The organism is Nonomuraea sp. NPDC003754 (assembly GCF_053605785.1).
This window is the reverse complement of record NZ_JBSGJX010000048.1, coordinates 50861-65984: the sequence shown is the minus strand read 5'-3', so window position 1 is coordinate 65984 and position 15124 is coordinate 50861. Positions and strand designations below refer to the sequence as shown.

Here is a 15124-nt window from a genome sequence, read left to right as displayed (position 1 = left end):
GGTGGTGGTGCGGGGGGGGCTCCCCCGCCGGGGGGGCGGCCTCTCCCTTGGGTGGGGCCGCGCCCGGCCGTGAGTTTCGTCGTTCAGCCGGCGCGGTCGGCCGCACCGGACTTGATGGTCTCGATGAACTCCCCGAGCTTGTCCTCGGGCAGGTTCTGGGCGAGGTCCGACTCGCTGATCATCCCGACGAGCCGCCGATCGTCGATCACCGGCAGTCGCTTGACCTTGTGCTGCATCATCTGCCGGAGCACATCATCGACGTCGGCGGTCGCCTCGACGTAGACGGGCTTGCCCTGGGCGAGCTCCGCGGCGCGGCACTCCTGCGGATCCTTGCCCTCGGCCAGGCACTTGATCACTATGTCGCGGTCGGTGATGATGCCGTGCAGCTTGTTGTCGGTGCCGCAGATCGGCAACGCTCCCACACCGAGGTCACGCATCTTGCGTGCGGCATCGATGAGGGTCTCGTTTTCGCCGATGCACTCGGCACCCACATGCATGATTTCCCGTGCCGTCGTCATCCGGGCCCTCCTCAGGTGTGTCCTTCCTTCCGTGCCGCCTACCCCATTCATCAGCGGTCATCCGCGCGTTCCAGAGATCGGCGGTGCGAGCGTTCAGCTCAACGCTTCTCCAGTTCCGTCTTGGACATGCTCGACCGGCCTCTGATGTTGCGGCGCTTGGCCTCGGCGTACAACTGATCCTTCGTGCGACCGCCCGCGCCGGAGCCGGAGCGCCGGCTGGAGGAGGTGTCCTTGGTCGAGGTGGAGCCGGCGGCGCGCGGGCTCTCGCCCAGCCCCCTACCCCTCCCCCACTCCCGGATTCGTCGTCGGCGCAGCCTCCTGTGGCCGTATTCCGGGCCTGCGCTCGCGCCCGCCGTCCCGCGCGTCCCTCGACTTGCGGCTACTAATGATGGCTGTTTTCATTTGTCTGCGACGTTGTTCATCGAGGGAGCGGCATGCGAGTACGCGGCAGTGACACTTCCAGGCTGAGACGGATCAACATGGTCACTGCCCTGCGCGCGCTGCGTGGGCACGGCGCGATCGGCCTGACCGAGCTGGCCTCGCGGGCCGGGCTGTCCAGGCCCACCGTCGAGGGGCTGGCCGAGGACCTGCTGGCCTCGGGCTGGCTGGCCGAGTCGCCGCCGGAGACCGGCCAGATGGGCAGGCCCAGGAGGCTGTTCCGCTTCCGCGCGGAGGCCGGGTACGTGCTCGGCGTGGACGTCGGCTCCTTCTCCGTGCGCGCGCTGGTGTGCGACCTGGAAGGCCACGTCGTGGGCCGGTCCGTCACCCGGCTGACGTCGGAGGCGAGCCGGGTGGACAGGCTGGACGGGATCAGGAGCGCCGCCCGCGGGGCGTTGCGGGACGCCGGTCTCGAAGCCGGCCGCCTGATGGCCGCCTGCGTCGGCACCACGGGCGTGGTGACACGGGAGGGCGTGGTCAAGCTCTCCGTGGCCCTGCCCGAGTGGACGGGCGTCGACCTGGTGGCCGAGCTGGGTGACGACATCGGACCCGTGGTCCTGGTCGAGAACGACTGCAACCTCGCGGCGCTGGCCGAGCGGTGGACGGGCGTCGCGACGGGCGCGCGGGACCTGGTCTTCGTGCTGTCGGGCGTGCGGACCGGCGCCGGTCTGCTGATCCGCGGCGAACTGCACGCAGGCGGACGCGGCATGGCCGGCGAGATCGGCGCGTTGCCGCTGGTCGGCTGGCATCGTGCCCCCTCACACCTGGCCGCGTTCCCCGGCCTTCCGGCGGGAACGGCCGCCGAGGAGGTGGCCGGGCTGGTCTTCGCGGCCGCCAGGCAGGGCGATCCCGCCGCGCGCTGGGCGGTCGAGCAGTACGCCCATGACCTGGCCGAGGGCATCGCCGCGCTGGTGCTGACGATGGACCCCGACCTGGTCGTGGTCGGCGGCGGCGTCTCCCGGTCGGGTGACGTCCTGCTGGAGCCGTTGCGCCGCCATCTCGACCCGCTCTGCCTGGAACCGCCGGAGCTGGCCGTCTCGACCCTGGGAGACCAGGCGGTCGTGCTCGGCGCGGTACGGCACGCCCTCGACCACGTGGACGCCCGCCTCTACGACGTGGACGCCACGCTGCCCGAGGCCCAGCCCTCCTGACGGCGGGGCGGCCGGAACCGGCCGGCGCGACGGGCACGCTGCGGACTCTTGACGGGAAGGCGCTTGCCGCCACATATTTAGCCTTGCTTCGTTAATAAGTCGGGCAGGCGCTCGACGCGCAGGAGAAGAGCGCTTCCATGTCCATGAGCCGCCGCTTCCAGGTCACCCGCCAGGCCCTCACCCTCGACGGTGAGCCGTTCCAGGTGTTGTCGGGCGCCATGCACTACTTCAGGACGCTCCCCCAGCAGTGGCCCGACCGTCTCGCCAAGCTGCGGGCGATGGGGCTGAACACGGTCGAGACGTATGTGCCGTGGAACCTGCACGAGCCCCGTCCGGGCGAGTTCACCTTCGCCGGCCTGGCCGACCTGGAGGGCTTCCTCACCGCCGCCGAGGAGGCCGGGCTGTACGCGATCGTCCGCCCCGGCCCCTACATCTGCGCGGAATGGGAGAACGGCGGCATCCCGGCCTGGCTGGAGTTCCGGCGGCGCTGCCATGACCCCCGCTGGCTGGAGCCCGTCGACCGCTGGTTCGACGAGCTGATCCCGCGGATCGCCGCGCGGCAGGTCAGCCGGGGCGGCAACGTCCTGATGGTGCAGGTCGAGAACGAGTACGGATCCTACGGCGACGACCACGTCTACCTGCGCCACCTGGCCGGGGGCCTGGCCCGCAGTCGTGCTGGAGCTCGACGAGGCGCCCGCGCAGCCGCGGGTCGAGATCCGCGCGGCCCCCGACCTGGGAGAGCCGTGACCCTGCCCGCGGCCGTCACCACCACCCGGCTGCGCCTGGTCGTCAAGGCGGCCAACCGCACCTGGGGCAACCTGTCCTTCAACGAGATCATGACCCGCTGACCCATCCGCGCGACGACCCCGGCGGGCCCCACGCCCGCCGGGCCCTCGGCGACCCTTGGCACGGCCGCGGACACCCGCGGATCCCGCCCTTGACAGTCTCCGGCGGCAATTAATAAAACAAGGAACGATTAATAAGTCAGCAAGCCGGAGAGGACACTCATGGTCACACTCGCCGTCATCGGGGCGGGACTGCGCGGGCTCGGTTACGCCCGCCACGCCCTGGAGAGCGGCCGGGCCCGCGTCGTCGCGGTGGCGGAACCGGACCCGCGCCGGCGGCAGAGCCTCGCGGAGGAGCACGACATCCCGGCCGGGAGCGTCTTCGCGGACTGGCGCGACCTGCTGGCCCGCGACCGGCTGGCCGACGCGATCATCGTGGCCACCCAGGACCGCATGCACGTCGAGCCCGCCGTACGGGCCGCCGAGCTCGGCTACCACATCCTGCTGGAGAAGCCGATGGCGCCCACCGAGGCCGACGCCGCCGCCATCGCCGAGGCCGCGCAGCGGAACGGCGTGCTGCTGGCCGTCTGCCACGTCATGCGCTACACGCCCTACACCAGGACGCTCAAGGCGCTCATCGACAAGGGACGCATCGGCCAGGTGATGAACATCCAGCACCTGGAGCAGGTCGGCTGGTGGCACCAGGCGCACTCCTTCGTGCGCGGCAACTGGCGCAACGAGGCGGAGTCCGCCCCGATGCTGCTGGCCAAGGCGTGCCACGACCTTGACTGGATCATCCATCTGAAGGGCGCGCTGCCCGAGCGGATCTCCTCCTTCGGCAACCTGGTGCACTTCCGCGCCGAGCAGCGGCCCGCCGGCGCGGCCGACCGCTGCCTCGACTGCCCGATCGAGTCCGCCTGCCCCTACTCGGCCAAGCGCATCTACCTCGGCTGCCTGGGCGACCCGCTCAAGGAGTTCTGGCCGCTGTCGGCGGTCACGCACGACCACACCGAGTCCGGCGTGCTGGCCGCGCTGCGCGAGGGGCCCTACGGCCGCTGCGTCTACGCCAGCGACAACGACGTGGTCGACACGCAGGTCGTGACCATGGAGTTCGCCGACGGCACCTCCGCCACCTGCACGGTCACCGCCTTCGCCGCCCTCGAGCACCGCAAGACGCGCGTCTTCGGCACCCACGGCTCGATCGAGGGCGACGGCGCGACCTTGCGGCTGCACGACTTCCTCACCGACAAGGTGTCGGTGATCGACACCCGCGCCGACGCGGACGCCTCGGCCGCCACCGGGCACGGCGGCGGCGACGGGGCGCTGCTCGACGCGTTCGTCGCCGCGGTCGCCCACGGCGACCCCTCGCTGGTGCTCACCAGCGGCCACGAGAGCCTCGCGACACACCGGGTGGTCTGGGCGGCCGAACGCGCCAGGCACACCGGGACCGTCGTCCCCCTCACCCTCCCATGAAAGGCCCCCCATCATGCGTAAGTTGACGGCCGTCCTCACCGTCGGAGCCCTCGCCCTCGGCCTGGCCGCGTGCGGCAAGAAGAACAGCGAGCCGGGCACCGTCCAGGCGACGCTGGCCTACCGCTCCCTGTGGGGCGCCGACGAGCCACAAGGCAAGATCATCAAGGCGATCTTCGACGACTTCGCCAAGCAGACGGGCACCAAGGTCGACCTGAAGTTCGTCGGCCGCAAGGGCAACGAGAACCTGTCCACCGAGATGGCCGCGGGCCGCGGCCCCGACCTGTTCGACACCTCCACCGACAACCTGGCCACCTACGCCGCGCAGAACCTGGTCGCCCCTCTGGACGACGTGCTGGCCGCTCAGGTGCCGGGCGAGGGCAGGACGGTCCAGGACGTCCTGCCCGAGTCGGTGCGGCAGGCCTCCTCGAACGACAAGGGCCTGGCGTTCGTCCCGCACACGGTGATCTCGACCGCCGTCTGGTTCGACGCCGCCAAGCACTCCGACCTGGCCGGCGCACCGCCGCAGAGCTGGGAGGACTTCATCGCCTACCTCGACCGGGCGAAGAAGGACGGCCGCACCCCGATCGGCCAGGACGGCACGATCAACTTCTACAACGTGTACTGGTTCTACAGCATCCTTGTCCGGGCCAACGGCGCCGGCAGCCTCAAGGCGCTGGCCACCGACGCCGCCGCCTGGGACAAGCCCGAGGTCCTCGCGGCGGCCGAGAAGGTCGCCCAGCTCGCCAAGGGCGGCTACTTCCAGAAGGACTTCATGGCCACCAAGTTCCCCGCCGCCCAGGACGCCTGGGCGCAGGGCCGCTACGACCTGAACCTCAACGGCACCTGGCTGGCCGGCGAGACCAAGCCCAAGCTGGCCGCGGGCGCCAAGATCGCCTCCTTCCAGCTCCCGGTGGGCGGCAAGAACTCCGTCGAGGTCGGCACGCTCGGCTGGGGCGTCAACATCAAGGGCACGAACGTGGCCACCGCCAAGAAGTTCCTGGCCTTCGCGCTGCAGAAGAAGTACGTCGAGCAGATCTCCACCAGCGCGCTGAACATCCCCTCACGGGCCGACGTGCCCGCGCCCGAGCACCTGGTGGCCGTGCAGAAGGCGGTCGCCGACGCCGCGGCCACGCACCGCACATACGACGACGCCGCCGCCGACAAGACCTGGTGGAACGACCGGTTCCTGCCGCTGCACGACAAGCTCATCTCCGGCGCGATCGACCCCGCCGCGTTCGTCGCCGAGGGCAAGAAGACGACCGCCGACTACCTCGCGAACAAGAACTGAGCCGATGGGAGCGGGAACCCTCACCCAGGCGCCCCCCGTGGCGCCGCCGGTCAAGGCCAGGGCCCTGCGTCCGGGGCGGGAACGGGCCTTCTGGCCCTTCCTGCTCCCCGCCCTCATCGCCTACACCGCGCTGTTCGTCGCGCCCTCGCTGTTCGGGTTCTGGGTCAGCCTCAACGCCTGGGCGGGGCCGGGCTCGGAGATGACCTGGCGCGGGCTGGACAACTACCTGGCGCTGGTGGGCGACGACGCGTTCCGCACGTCGTTCGTCAACACGTTCGTACTGGCGCTGGCCGGCGGCGGGCTGGTCTTCGGCTTCACGTTCCTGTCGATGGTGGTGCTGCGGCACATCAGGGGCCGCGCCTTCATCCGGTCCGTGATGTTCCTGCCCATGATCATATCGGTGATCGCGGTGGGCGCCGCCGTCGGCTTCCTGCTGAACCCCGACGGCGTGGTCAACACCGCGCTCGGCTGGCTCGGGCTGGACCCGCAGCCCTGGCTCGGGCCCGACCTGGTCTTCCGCTGCGTCGTCGGCGGCCTGGTCTGGTCGAGCACCGGCTTCTACGTGGCGCTGATGATGTCGGCGGCCGACTCCATCCCGGCCCACGTCTACGAGGACGCCCAGCTCATCGGGGCCACCAGGTGGGAGCAGTTCCGGCACATCACGCTGCCGCTGACCTGGGACGTCTTCGCGGTGTCCGCCGTGCTGTGGGTGGTCAACAGCCTGAAGATCTTCGAGATCGTGCTCGCGTTCACCACCGGCGGCACGCCGGGGAGCCCGCCGCTGCAGGCCAGGACGGTGGCGGTGCAGCAGTACTCCCTGGTGGCCGGGAACGGCGTGCCCCAGCTCGGCAACGCCGCCGCGATGGGCGTCGTGGTGCTGCTCGTCACCGTCGTGCTCATCGCCCTGACCCGGCGCATCACCAGGCGCGACCGAGTGGAGCTGTCATGAGACGCCTGATCGGCGACGTCCTGCTGCCACGGGCCACCGCGATCGCCCTGTGGGCATGGGTGGCCGTCAACATCGCGCTGGTCGTCTGGGTGGGCGCGCAGTCGCTCAAGGACTCCGGCGAGGTGTGGCTCGACCCCTTCTCGCTGCCCGCCGACCCGCACTGGGACAACTACGCCTCCGCCTGGCAGGCGGCAGAGTTCTCCGCCGCCGCGCTGAACAGCACGGTCCTGACCCTGCTCGGCTCGCTGCTCATCGTGGCGTTGTCGGCGCCCGCGGCGTACGTGCTCGCCCGCTCCAGCCGGCCCGTGGCCGGCCCGCTGACCGGCTACTTCGCGATGGGCCTGAGCATCCCGCTGCAGACCCTGGTGATCCCCGTCGTGGTGATCAAGCTGTCGCTCTACACCTTCATGGAGGACTGGGTCACCGGCTGGTGGGACAACCGCGTCACGCTGCTGGTCTTCCAGGTGGTGCTGTCGCTGCCGTTCGCGGTGTTCGTCCTGACCGGGTACATGCGCTCGCTGCCGCACGAGATCGAGGAGGCCGCCGAGATCGACGGCGCGGGCCCGCTGCGCTCCTTCGTCCGCATCGTGCTGCCGGTCGCCAGGCCCGGCGTGATGACCGTGCTCGTGCTGAACATCATCGGCCTGTGGAACGAGACGCTGCTCGTGCTGCTGATCTCGCCGCTGCCCGAGGAGCGCACGCTGCCCGCGGCGCTGCTCAACCTCTACAGCTCCATGCAGTACAGCTCCGACTGGGGCGGCCTGTTCGCCGGGATCGTGATCCTGATCTACCCCATGATCGTGCTCTACCTGTGGCTGGGCCGCCGCATCGTCGACGGCATGACCGCCGGAATCGGCAAATGACCCCCCGAAAGGAACAGAGTTTGCGTACGCGATTCGGGTGGGCGGGGCTCGCCCTGCTCGCCATGTTGGTGTCGCCGGCCGTACCCGCCCAGGCGGCGGCCGGCCCCGGGAAGACCTTCTACGTCGACGCCGCCTCAGGCGACGACGCGGCCTCGGGACGGAGCCCGGCCGCGGCCTGGCGGAGCCTGGACAGAGCCGGCCAGGTGCGGCTGGGCCCGGGTGACCGGCTGCTGTTCCGCGCCGGGCAGCGCTGGGCGGGTCAGCTCAGCCTGCAGGGTGCGGGCCTGCCGGGGCGTCCGGCGCTCGTCGGCTCCTACGGCGAGGGCGCCAAGCCGGTCATCGACGGGCAGGGCCAGGTGGACGCCGCCATCCGGATCAGCAACGTGCACGACTTCACCGTCGACGGCCTGGCGGCCACCAACCACAGCGCCGACACCTCCCTCTACCGCAGCGGCGTCAACCTGTTCGCCAAGGACGCGGGCCGGCTGGAGAACGTCACGCTGCGGAACCTGAACATCCATGACGTCAACGGCCAGGGCGGCCACAGCGTCGCCGCGGCCGGGCTGCTCGTCTCCATCCGCGGCAACACGACGCCGACCTACTTCCACAACCTGGTCCTGGAGCGGAACGAGATCTCCAAGATCGGCTCCTACGGCCTCATCATGTGGTCCACGTGGTCCCGTCGCAGCGGCATGACCAGCCTGTACCCCGTGGAGACCGGCATTCCCGACAGCGAGGTCGTCACCTGGACGCCCAGCACCGGCGTCCGCATCCGGGACAACTACGTGCACGACGTGACCGGCGGCGGCATCACCCCCATGCACACCGCGGGCGCCGTGATCGAGCGCAACCGGGTGGAGCGCGCCGTACGCGGCAGGACCAAGACCACCGGCGGCAACGTCGGCATCTGGTGGCAGGGCAACGACGACATCGTCGTCCAGCACAACGAGGTCTCCCACACCGGGTTCAACGGCCCGGGCAGCGACGGCCACGGTTTCGACGCCGACGCCGACAACAACCGCAGCCTCGTCCAGTACAACTACAGCCACGACAACGACGGCGGCTTCTTCCTGGCGGTCTCCTTCGCCGCCGCCCCGACCAGGGACACGGTCGTCCGGTACAACGTCAGCAGGAACGACGGCTACGAGGGCCTGGCCGCCTCGACCTCCACCACCGGCACCCACTTCCTCAACAACACGCTTTACATCACCGACCGCGCCGTCGAGGTCAAGCCGCCCTACAGCGGGGCGGGCACGTACCGCTTCGAGCGGGTCGTGCGCCTGTACAACAACGCGGCGGGCGTGGTCGTGCGCAACAACGTCTTCGTCAACCTCGCCGGGGCCGGCTTCGACAACAAGAACGGCGTCATCTACGACCACAACCTCTACTGGGGCACCGAGCAGCCGCCGACCGGCAACGACCACGCGGCGGTCGTCGCCGACCCCCGGCTGGCCGCACCCGGCCAGGAGAATCCGGAAGGCTGTCGGCCGCTCGACGGCTCGCCCGCCTTCGACGCAGGTGTGAGCGTGCCGGCCGAGCACGACTACGCGGGCACCCCGATCCCCGACGGCGCTCCCGACCTCGGCGCCTTCCAGCGGGAGATCGCCCCCGCGAAGGTGAGCGCGTCCTTCGAACCGAAGGGCCACCTGCGGCGCCTGGCCGACGGTGACCCGGCGACCGCCTGGCGAAGCGTGCCCGAGCCGCGCCTGCCCGGCACCATCGACCTGACCCGGGCCACCGGACGCGCCTTCCGCACGGTCACGGTGTCGGCCGCGCACGCCGCCTCCCACGCGATCACCGATGTCGAGGTGCAGACCCGCGACGGCGAGGACTGGGTCACCAGGGCGAGCGGGAAGCTGGCCTGGACGACCGACGACGACACCGTCGAGCAGCAGGTGATCACCCTGCCCGAGACGGTCAAGGCCGCGCAGGTCCGCCTGGTCGTCAGGGCGGCGGCGGGTGGCCCGATCCAGATCAACGAGATCGCCCTCGGCGTGCCCGCGGCGAGCGAGCCGTACCGGCCGGGACCGGCCGCGGTGGCGAGCACCACCTTCCCGACCTCGCCGACGAACACCGTGGACGCGCTCGTCGACGGCGATCCGAGCAGCCCTTGGGCATCGGTGAGCACCGGCGTGACCTTCCCCGGCGAGTTCGTGGTGGACTACGGCAAGGACCGGCGGATCGCCGCCGTCACCCTGCACACCGCCTGGGCGAAGGGCCAGGGCGTCACCGACGTCTCGCTCGACACCTGGGACGGAACCGCTTGGGTGCCGCAGACGGCCCACCATCCGACGAACTGGCAGGAACTCAGCGCGAAGGTGGAGACCAGCACCATCACCCTGCCGAGCCCGGTCATCGCGCGCAAGATCCGGCTGACCGTCCACGACGCGAACCTCCAGTGGGGCAACATCGCCCTCTACGAGATCGTCGCCTCCTGACCCACGTGCGGCCCGCGCATCGGCGCGGGCCGCACCCTCGGCAGAAAGGACGGCGGCCGTTGCCCGGGCAGCCGCCGCTACGCGTGGCCACCTTCAACATCCACCACGGACGAGGCCCGGACGACCGGCTCGACCTGCGGCGCGTCGCCGAGGTGATCCGTGCAGGCCGGGCCGGCATCGCCGGGCTCCAGGAGGTGGACCGGCACTGCTCGCCCCGCAGCGAGTTCGCCGACCAGGCGGCCTGGCTGGCCGCCGAACTGGGCATGGACGTGGTCTTCGGCGCCAACCTGGACCTCGACCCGCCCGCTCCCGGAGGCCCGCGCCGCCAGTACGGCAACGCGATCCTGTCCCGTTTCCCCATCCGCGATTCCGGCAACATCTTCCTGCCCAGGTTTCCCGGCAGCGAGCAGCGTGGACTGCTGCGGGCCACGATCGTCGTCCACGGCGTGCCCGTCCAGGTCTGCAACACCCACCTCCAGGACGGCGACGCGACCGAACGGCTGGAACAGGCACGAGCCGTTCGAGCGCTGATCACCGAACGGCCGGGGCCGGTGATCCTGACCGGGGACTTCAACGCCCTGCCCGGCGCGCCTGAGATCCGCGTGCTGACCCGTTCGTTGAGGGACGCCTGGCCCCGGCAGGGCGCAGGACCGGGCCACACCTTTCCGGCCACCGGTTCCCGCATCGACTACGTGTTCATCTCGCCGGACGTCGAGGTGAGATCGGCGGCAGTCGTGCCCTGCGACGCCTCCGACCATCTACCGGTCTTCGTGGATGTGCTGCTGCCAGATCGCGTCGGGGTTCATCCGTAGGAATTTTCCTCCATATCATTCCAGGAAGAGTTCGACGACGGGCACCAGGACGTCGGGGCGTCGCACCGGCAGCTCCAGCGTGAGCGTGCCCGGCGCCTGGCCGCCCATCCGGGTGTTCTGGGCCTCCTGGTCCGGGTCGGTGCTGACGAACCTGATCTCCGAGGCGTCGTTCAGCAACTGCGCGTAGCGCACCTTGCCCGCCAGCCCCGGCAGGTGCACGTGGCGCAGCGGCCAGCTGAACAGGTGGAGGTAGAGCCGGTCGCCGCGGCGGGTGTAGCGGCAGTCGGCCGGGGCGGGATACTCCGCCGGGCCGCACCCGCGGATGGAGCGCTCGTGCAGCTCCATCCAGCCGCCGATCCCGGCCAGCAACGCGGTGGCGCGCGGGTCGATGCGCCCGCGCCCGTCAGGACCGACGTTGAGCAGCAGGTTGCCGCCCTTGGACACCCCGTCGACCAGCATCTTCACCAGCAGGTCGGCGCTCTTGTAGTCGAGGTTGTCGCGGTCGTAGCCCCAGCTGCCGTTCAGCGTCTGGCAGGCCTCCCAGGGGCGTGGCATGGGCGCGGAGGGCTGGTACTGCTCAGGGGTGACGAAGTCGCCGGGAATCCCGAGGCGGTCGTTGACGAGGATGTCAGGTTGCAGCTCGCGCACCATCGCCAGCAGTTCCTTCGAGCCCCAGTCCTCGGGGCCCTTTCCGCCCCACCATTCGATCCGGCCGGCGTAGGAGAAGTCGAAGAAGAGATAGTCGACCGTTCCATAACGGGTCAGGAGTTCCCTGACCTGGCCGTGCAGGTATTGCCGATACACCGAGATATCACGTACGGGAAGGGGACGGTCATCGCGCAGCGGATGGGTTCCGTCCACGGGGAACTGCGGGTGGTGCCAGTCGATCAGCGAATGGTAGAAACCCACCTTCAACCCTTCGGCGCGGCACGCCGCCACGAACGGTTCGACCAGGTCACGGGAGGCCTTGTAGTCCGTCAGGTCGCTGTCCCACAGGCAGAATCCGTCGTGGTGCTTGGTGGTCAGCACGGCGTAACGCATGCCCGCCGCCCTGGCGGTCCGCGCCCACGCGGTGGGGTCGTACAGGTCCGGCGAGAAATGGTCGACGTAGGGTTGGTATTGCGCGTCGGTCAGTTTCTCGCGCGTCTTCACCCATTCGTGCCGGGCCGCCAGCGAGTACGGCCCCCAATGCACGAACATTCCAAAACGATCATTGACCAACCAGTTCATGAAAAATCATCCCTTGAGGGCGCCCGACGACAATCCATGGACGAACGAGCGCTGGAAGAACAGGAACACGATCACCGACGGCAGCAGCGCCAGCAACGAGGCCGCCATCACCACACCGGGCGTGACGACCGGGTCGATCCGCAGCGTGCGCAGCGCCAGCGGCAGCGTGTAGGTCGAAGCGTCGGCGGCCACCAGCATCGGCAGCAGGTACTGGTCCCAGATCATGGTGAACCCGAACACCCCGATGACGCCCAGCGCCGGACGGCACATCGGCAGGATGATCCGGGCGAAGATCCGCAGCTCCCCCGCCCCGTCGATCCGCGCCGCCTCCTCCAACTCGCGCGGCACGTCCCGCATGAACTCCGTCATGACCAGGATGGAGAACGCCCACGCGCCCACCGGCACGATGATCCCGGCCAGCGTGCCGATCAGGTTGATGTGCAGCACCGGCAGGTCCGACAGGATCAGCGACAGCGGGATCGCCAGGATCTCCTCCGGCAGCATGAGCGTGGCCAGGATCGCCACGAACACGACCGTCATGAACCTGAAGCGCTTGCGGGCCAGCGCGTAGGAGGCCAGCGTCGAGACGACCACCTGCAGCAGCAGCCCGAAACCGACCACGAAGAAGGAGTTCAGCAGGTACTTCAGCACCCCGTGGTCGACGGCGACCCCGAAGTTGTCCAGCGTCGGGCGCGAGGGCACGACACTGAGCTGCGTCGGATCGGAGACGTGGTTGAACGCGCTGACGAGCAGCGCCAGCAGCGGCCCGGCGAACACCACCAGGACCAGCGCGTAGACGACGAGTTTGAGCAGCCGCGCCTGCGGCGTCCTGCTCTCCTTGAGCCCGAGTGCGGTCTCGCTGGCCGCGCTCATTCCCTCTCCCTCCGCCTGAGGACGGACACGACGACGGTCAGCAGCAGCGTGGCCAGGAACAGCAGCACCGCCCCCGCGGAGGCCACGCCCAGCCGGTTCTGCTCCAGGCCCAGCTTGGTGATCAGGGTCATGACGACCTCGGTCGAACCGTTCGGCCCGCCGTTGGTCAGCAGGTAGACCTCGGTGAAGACGCGCAGGCCGCGGATCGCCGCCAGGATGAAGAGGATCGAGAACACCGAGCGCAGCCCCGGCAGCGTCACGTGCAGCAGCCGCCGCCACCGCGACGCGCCGTCGACGATCGCGGCCTCGTACAGGTCCCTGTTCACCCCCGCCAGCCCGGCCAGGAAGATCATCATGTCGTACGGCGCGCCCCGCCAGATCCCGGTGGCGATGACCGACGCCATCGAGGTGTGCGGGTCGTTGATGAACCCGGACGGCCCGAGCCCGACCAGGCCGAGCAGCGAGTTCAGCATGCCGTCGCCGGTCGGGTGGTACATGATCCGCCACAGCTCGGCGATGACCGCCATCGGCACCACGACCGGCAGGAACGCCGCCGACCTGATGAAGCTCAGCCTGCGACTGCGCCCCTCCATCAGCAGCGCGAGCACCAGCCCGAGCAGCATCGAGCCCGCCGTCTGGAACACCGCGAGCAGCACGGTGTGCCAGGCGGCCTGCTGGAAGCCGTCGGAGGTGACGACCTTGACGTAGTTGTCCTGGCCCACCCACTGGTTGCCGAGGAAGGGCTGCACGTTCTGGAAGGACATCACCAGGGCGTTGCCCATCGGGATGAACTTGAAGTACAGGAACAGGACGAGCGCGGGGGCCAGGAACAGCCACGGAACCCACCAGCGCCCGCTCCGGTCGCTCACGCGCTCCCGCGTGGCCGGAGCGGCCGGAGCGGCCGGTTCGACCTTCACCGCCGTCATGACGCGGCGACGCCCTGCTCGGCCAGGATCCCGGCGAGCTTGGTGTCCAGCTTCTGCAGCTCACCCTTCAGGTCCAGGCCGCAGTCGGCGACCAGGGCGTTGACGGTGTCGGCGGTGGCCTGCCGTACGGGGGTCCAGTTGGGGATCGACGGCGGGTAGTGGCCCGAGCTCTGGTAGACGTCGGCGTAGGTCTTCCACCTGGGGTCGGGGCGGACCTGGCTGATGTCGACGGTCTTGTTGACGGGCAGTTGCACGATGTAGGCGGTGTCGCCCTCCATGCCGATCTTCTGGCCCTCGGCGGAGATGGCGTAGGAGGCGAAGGCGTCCTGGCCCGCGTTGTTGGGCGAGCCCGCCATCAGGTAGATCGCGCCGCCCTCGGCGAGCACGTCGGCGTTCTTGGCGCCCTGGGGCATGGGCACGACCTCGTACTTGTCCTTGCCGAGCGACTTGTCGTAGCGGGGCATCAGGTAGGGGCCGACGACGTACATGCCGGTCTTGCCCGACTCGAACGTCTCGTTCGTCGGCGGGGTGTCCATGGTGACGGCGCCCGGCTGGATGACCTTGTCCTTGCACACCAGGTCGCGGAACCACTGCGTGGCCGCGATCGACTCGGGGGTGGACATGGCGGGCTTGAACCTGCCGCCGCCCGCGTCGGCGACGAAGTCACCGCCGCCCGCCCACAGGAAGTTGGAGAAGTACCAGGAGGCGTAGCCGCGTTTGGTCGACAGCGGCGCGGCCAGCCCGGAGGTGTCGTTCCGGCCGTTGCCGTCGGGGTCCTTCTCGGTGAACGCCTTGGCCAGGGCCGCCAGATCCGCCCAGCTCCGCGGCGGCTCGAGCCCCAGTTTCTCCCGCCAGTCCTTGCGGATCAGCAGCGCCGTGGCCTGCGCGGAGTACGGCACGCCGTACTGCTTGCCGTCCACGCCCTTGCCGGAGGCGAGCGCGCGCTCGGACAGGTCCTTGGCCCCGGCGAGCTTGGCGAGGTCGATCTCCCTGAGCAACCCCTGGCCCTGCATCGTTCCCAGCTGGGCGACGTCGTTCATGACGATGTCGGGCAGGTCCTTCTGGGCGGCCCGCTGCTGCATCTTCGTCTCGAAGTCGTCGAAGATCGCGGTCACCTTGACCTTGTAGCCGGTCGCCTTCTCGAACGCGGCGGCCAGCTTGAGCGTGCCCTGCTCGCCGGGCCCGCCCGGCGAGGTCCTGGTCCAGAGCTCGAGCGTAGCCTTGGCGTCCTGCTCGACGTTGGTTCCGGCTGCGCCTGACGAACATGCTGTGAGCACCACCAGGCACGCCAGCATTGTGGAGGCGGTTCGCATACGTGGACGGCTCCCTCTACTTGGCAAGCGATTCCCGGAAGGTAGCGGTGGTCACGTTCCCCGGTCA

The 15124-nt window shown here is 69.8% G+C and carries 13 protein-coding genes; 8 read left to right on the top strand and 5 right to left on the bottom strand.

What is annotated here, in order from left to right:
• Window positions 1–83: 83 nt before the first annotated feature.
• On the bottom strand, window positions 84–518 hold the full coding sequence (locus tag ACWEVS_RS39055) for a CBS domain-containing protein (protein WP_354908285.1): 435 nt from the start codon (window positions 516–518) through the stop codon (window positions 84–86).
• 479 nt (window positions 519–997) lie between these two features.
• Here ACWEVS_RS39055 and ACWEVS_RS39050 point away from each other — a divergent pair, with 479 nt between their 5' ends.
• From ACWEVS_RS39050 to ACWEVS_RS39015, 8 genes are all read left to right on the top strand, one after another.
• On the top strand, window positions 998–2107 hold the full coding sequence (locus tag ACWEVS_RS39050) for an ROK family protein (RefSeq protein ID WP_449919126.1): 1110 nt from the start codon (window positions 998–1000) through the stop codon (window positions 2105–2107).
• A 137-nt stretch (window positions 2108–2244) separates the two neighbouring features.
• Window positions 2245–2955 carry a beta-galactosidase gene (locus tag ACWEVS_RS39045; RefSeq protein ID WP_452555826.1) on the top strand — a complete coding sequence of 237 codons (711 nt, stop codon included), beginning with the start codon at window positions 2245–2247 and terminating at the stop codon, window positions 2953–2955.
• 159 nt (window positions 2956–3114) lie between these two features.
• Window positions 3115–4365, top strand: a complete 1251-nt coding sequence (locus tag ACWEVS_RS39040; protein WP_452555824.1) for a Gfo/Idh/MocA family protein — start codon at window positions 3115–3117, stop codon at window positions 4363–4365.
• A gap of 13 nt (window positions 4366–4378) precedes the next feature.
• Window positions 4379–5653 (top strand): ABC transporter substrate-binding protein, encoded by a 1275-nt coding sequence (locus tag ACWEVS_RS39035; protein ID WP_452555821.1) that lies wholly within the window; start codon window positions 4379–4381, stop codon window positions 5651–5653.
• A gap of 4 nt (window positions 5654–5657) precedes the next feature.
• Window positions 5658–6602 (top strand): carbohydrate ABC transporter permease, encoded by a 945-nt coding sequence (locus tag ACWEVS_RS39030; protein WP_452555819.1) that lies wholly within the window; start codon window positions 5658–5660, stop codon window positions 6600–6602.
• Entirely contained in the window at window positions 6599–7465 is an 867-nt protein-coding gene (locus ACWEVS_RS39025) for a carbohydrate ABC transporter permease (RefSeq protein WP_452555817.1), read from the top strand. Before ACWEVS_RS39030 ends, ACWEVS_RS39025 begins: the two co-directional genes overlap by 4 nt.
• A gap of 20 nt (window positions 7466–7485) precedes the next feature.
• Window positions 7486–9903: a discoidin domain-containing protein gene (locus ACWEVS_RS39020; protein ID WP_452555815.1), complete on the top strand. Its 2418-nt coding sequence runs from the start codon at window positions 7486–7488 to the stop codon at window positions 9901–9903.
• Between the two features lie 59 nt (window positions 9904–9962).
• Window positions 9963–10715 carry an endonuclease/exonuclease/phosphatase family protein gene (locus ACWEVS_RS39015; protein WP_452555813.1) on the top strand — a complete coding sequence of 251 codons (753 nt, stop codon included), beginning with the start codon at window positions 9963–9965 and terminating at the stop codon, window positions 10713–10715.
• A 15-nt stretch (window positions 10716–10730) separates the two neighbouring features.
• Here ACWEVS_RS39015 and ACWEVS_RS39010 read toward each other — a convergent pair whose 3' ends face one another.
• Genes ACWEVS_RS39010 through ACWEVS_RS38995 form a run of 4 tightly spaced genes read right to left on the bottom strand, consistent with a single transcriptional unit; the run spans window position 10731 to window position 15057 of the window.
• Window positions 10731–11945 carry an alpha-L-fucosidase gene (locus ACWEVS_RS39010; RefSeq protein ID WP_452555811.1) on the bottom strand — a complete coding sequence of 405 codons (1215 nt, stop codon included), beginning with the start codon at window positions 11943–11945 and terminating at the stop codon, window positions 10731–10733.
• 6 nt (window positions 11946–11951) lie between these two features.
• On the bottom strand, window positions 11952–12818 hold the full coding sequence (locus ACWEVS_RS39005; protein ID WP_449919111.1) for a carbohydrate ABC transporter permease: 867 nt from the start codon (window positions 12816–12818) through the stop codon (window positions 11952–11954).
• Complete coding sequence (locus tag ACWEVS_RS39000) at window positions 12815–13744, bottom strand: carbohydrate ABC transporter permease (RefSeq protein WP_452555809.1); 930 nt, start codon at window positions 13742–13744, stop codon at window positions 12815–12817. Before ACWEVS_RS39000 ends, ACWEVS_RS39005 begins: the two co-directional genes overlap by 4 nt.
• Window positions 13741–15057 (bottom strand): ABC transporter substrate-binding protein, encoded by a 1317-nt coding sequence (locus tag ACWEVS_RS38995; RefSeq protein WP_452555807.1) that lies wholly within the window; start codon window positions 15055–15057, stop codon window positions 13741–13743. The genes ACWEVS_RS39000 and ACWEVS_RS38995 overlap by 4 nt, the downstream gene beginning before the upstream one ends.
• Between the last annotated feature and the right edge of the window lie 67 nt (window positions 15058–15124).

What these genes read in the sequence shown, in the direction of transcription:
- ACWEVS_RS38995 (WP_452555807.1), bottom strand. Translation starts at nt 15,057, where the DNA reads ATGCGAACCGCCTCCACAATGCTGGCGTGCCTGGTGGTGCTCACAGCA.
- ACWEVS_RS39005 (WP_449919111.1), bottom strand. Translation starts at nt 12,818, where the DNA reads ATGAGCGCGGCCAGCGAGACCGCACTCGGGCTCAAGGAGAGCAGGACG.
- ACWEVS_RS39030 (WP_452555819.1), top strand. Translation starts at nt 5,658, where the DNA reads ATGGGAGCGGGAACCCTCACCCAGGCGCCCCCCGTGGCGCCGCCGGTC.
- ACWEVS_RS39055 (WP_354908285.1), bottom strand. Translation starts at nt 518, where the DNA reads ATGACGACGGCACGGGAAATCATGCATGTGGGTGCCGAGTGCATCGGC.
- ACWEVS_RS39050 (WP_449919126.1), top strand. Translation starts at nt 998, where the DNA reads ATGGTCACTGCCCTGCGCGCGCTGCGTGGGCACGGCGCGATCGGCCTG.
- ACWEVS_RS39010 (WP_452555811.1), bottom strand. Translation starts at nt 11,945, where the DNA reads ATGAACTGGTTGGTCAATGATCGTTTTGGAATGTTCGTGCATTGGGGG.
- ACWEVS_RS39000 (WP_452555809.1), bottom strand. Translation starts at nt 13,744, where the DNA reads ATGACGGCGGTGAAGGTCGAACCGGCCGCTCCGGCCGCTCCGGCCACG.
- ACWEVS_RS39035 (WP_452555821.1), top strand. Translation starts at nt 4,379, where the DNA reads ATGCGTAAGTTGACGGCCGTCCTCACCGTCGGAGCCCTCGCCCTCGGC.
- ACWEVS_RS39045 (WP_452555826.1), top strand. Translation starts at nt 2,245, where the DNA reads ATGTCCATGAGCCGCCGCTTCCAGGTCACCCGCCAGGCCCTCACCCTC.
- ACWEVS_RS39040 (WP_452555824.1), top strand. Translation starts at nt 3,115, where the DNA reads ATGGTCACACTCGCCGTCATCGGGGCGGGACTGCGCGGGCTCGGTTAC.
- ACWEVS_RS39025 (WP_452555817.1), top strand. Translation starts at nt 6,599, where the DNA reads ATGAGACGCCTGATCGGCGACGTCCTGCTGCCACGGGCCACCGCGATC.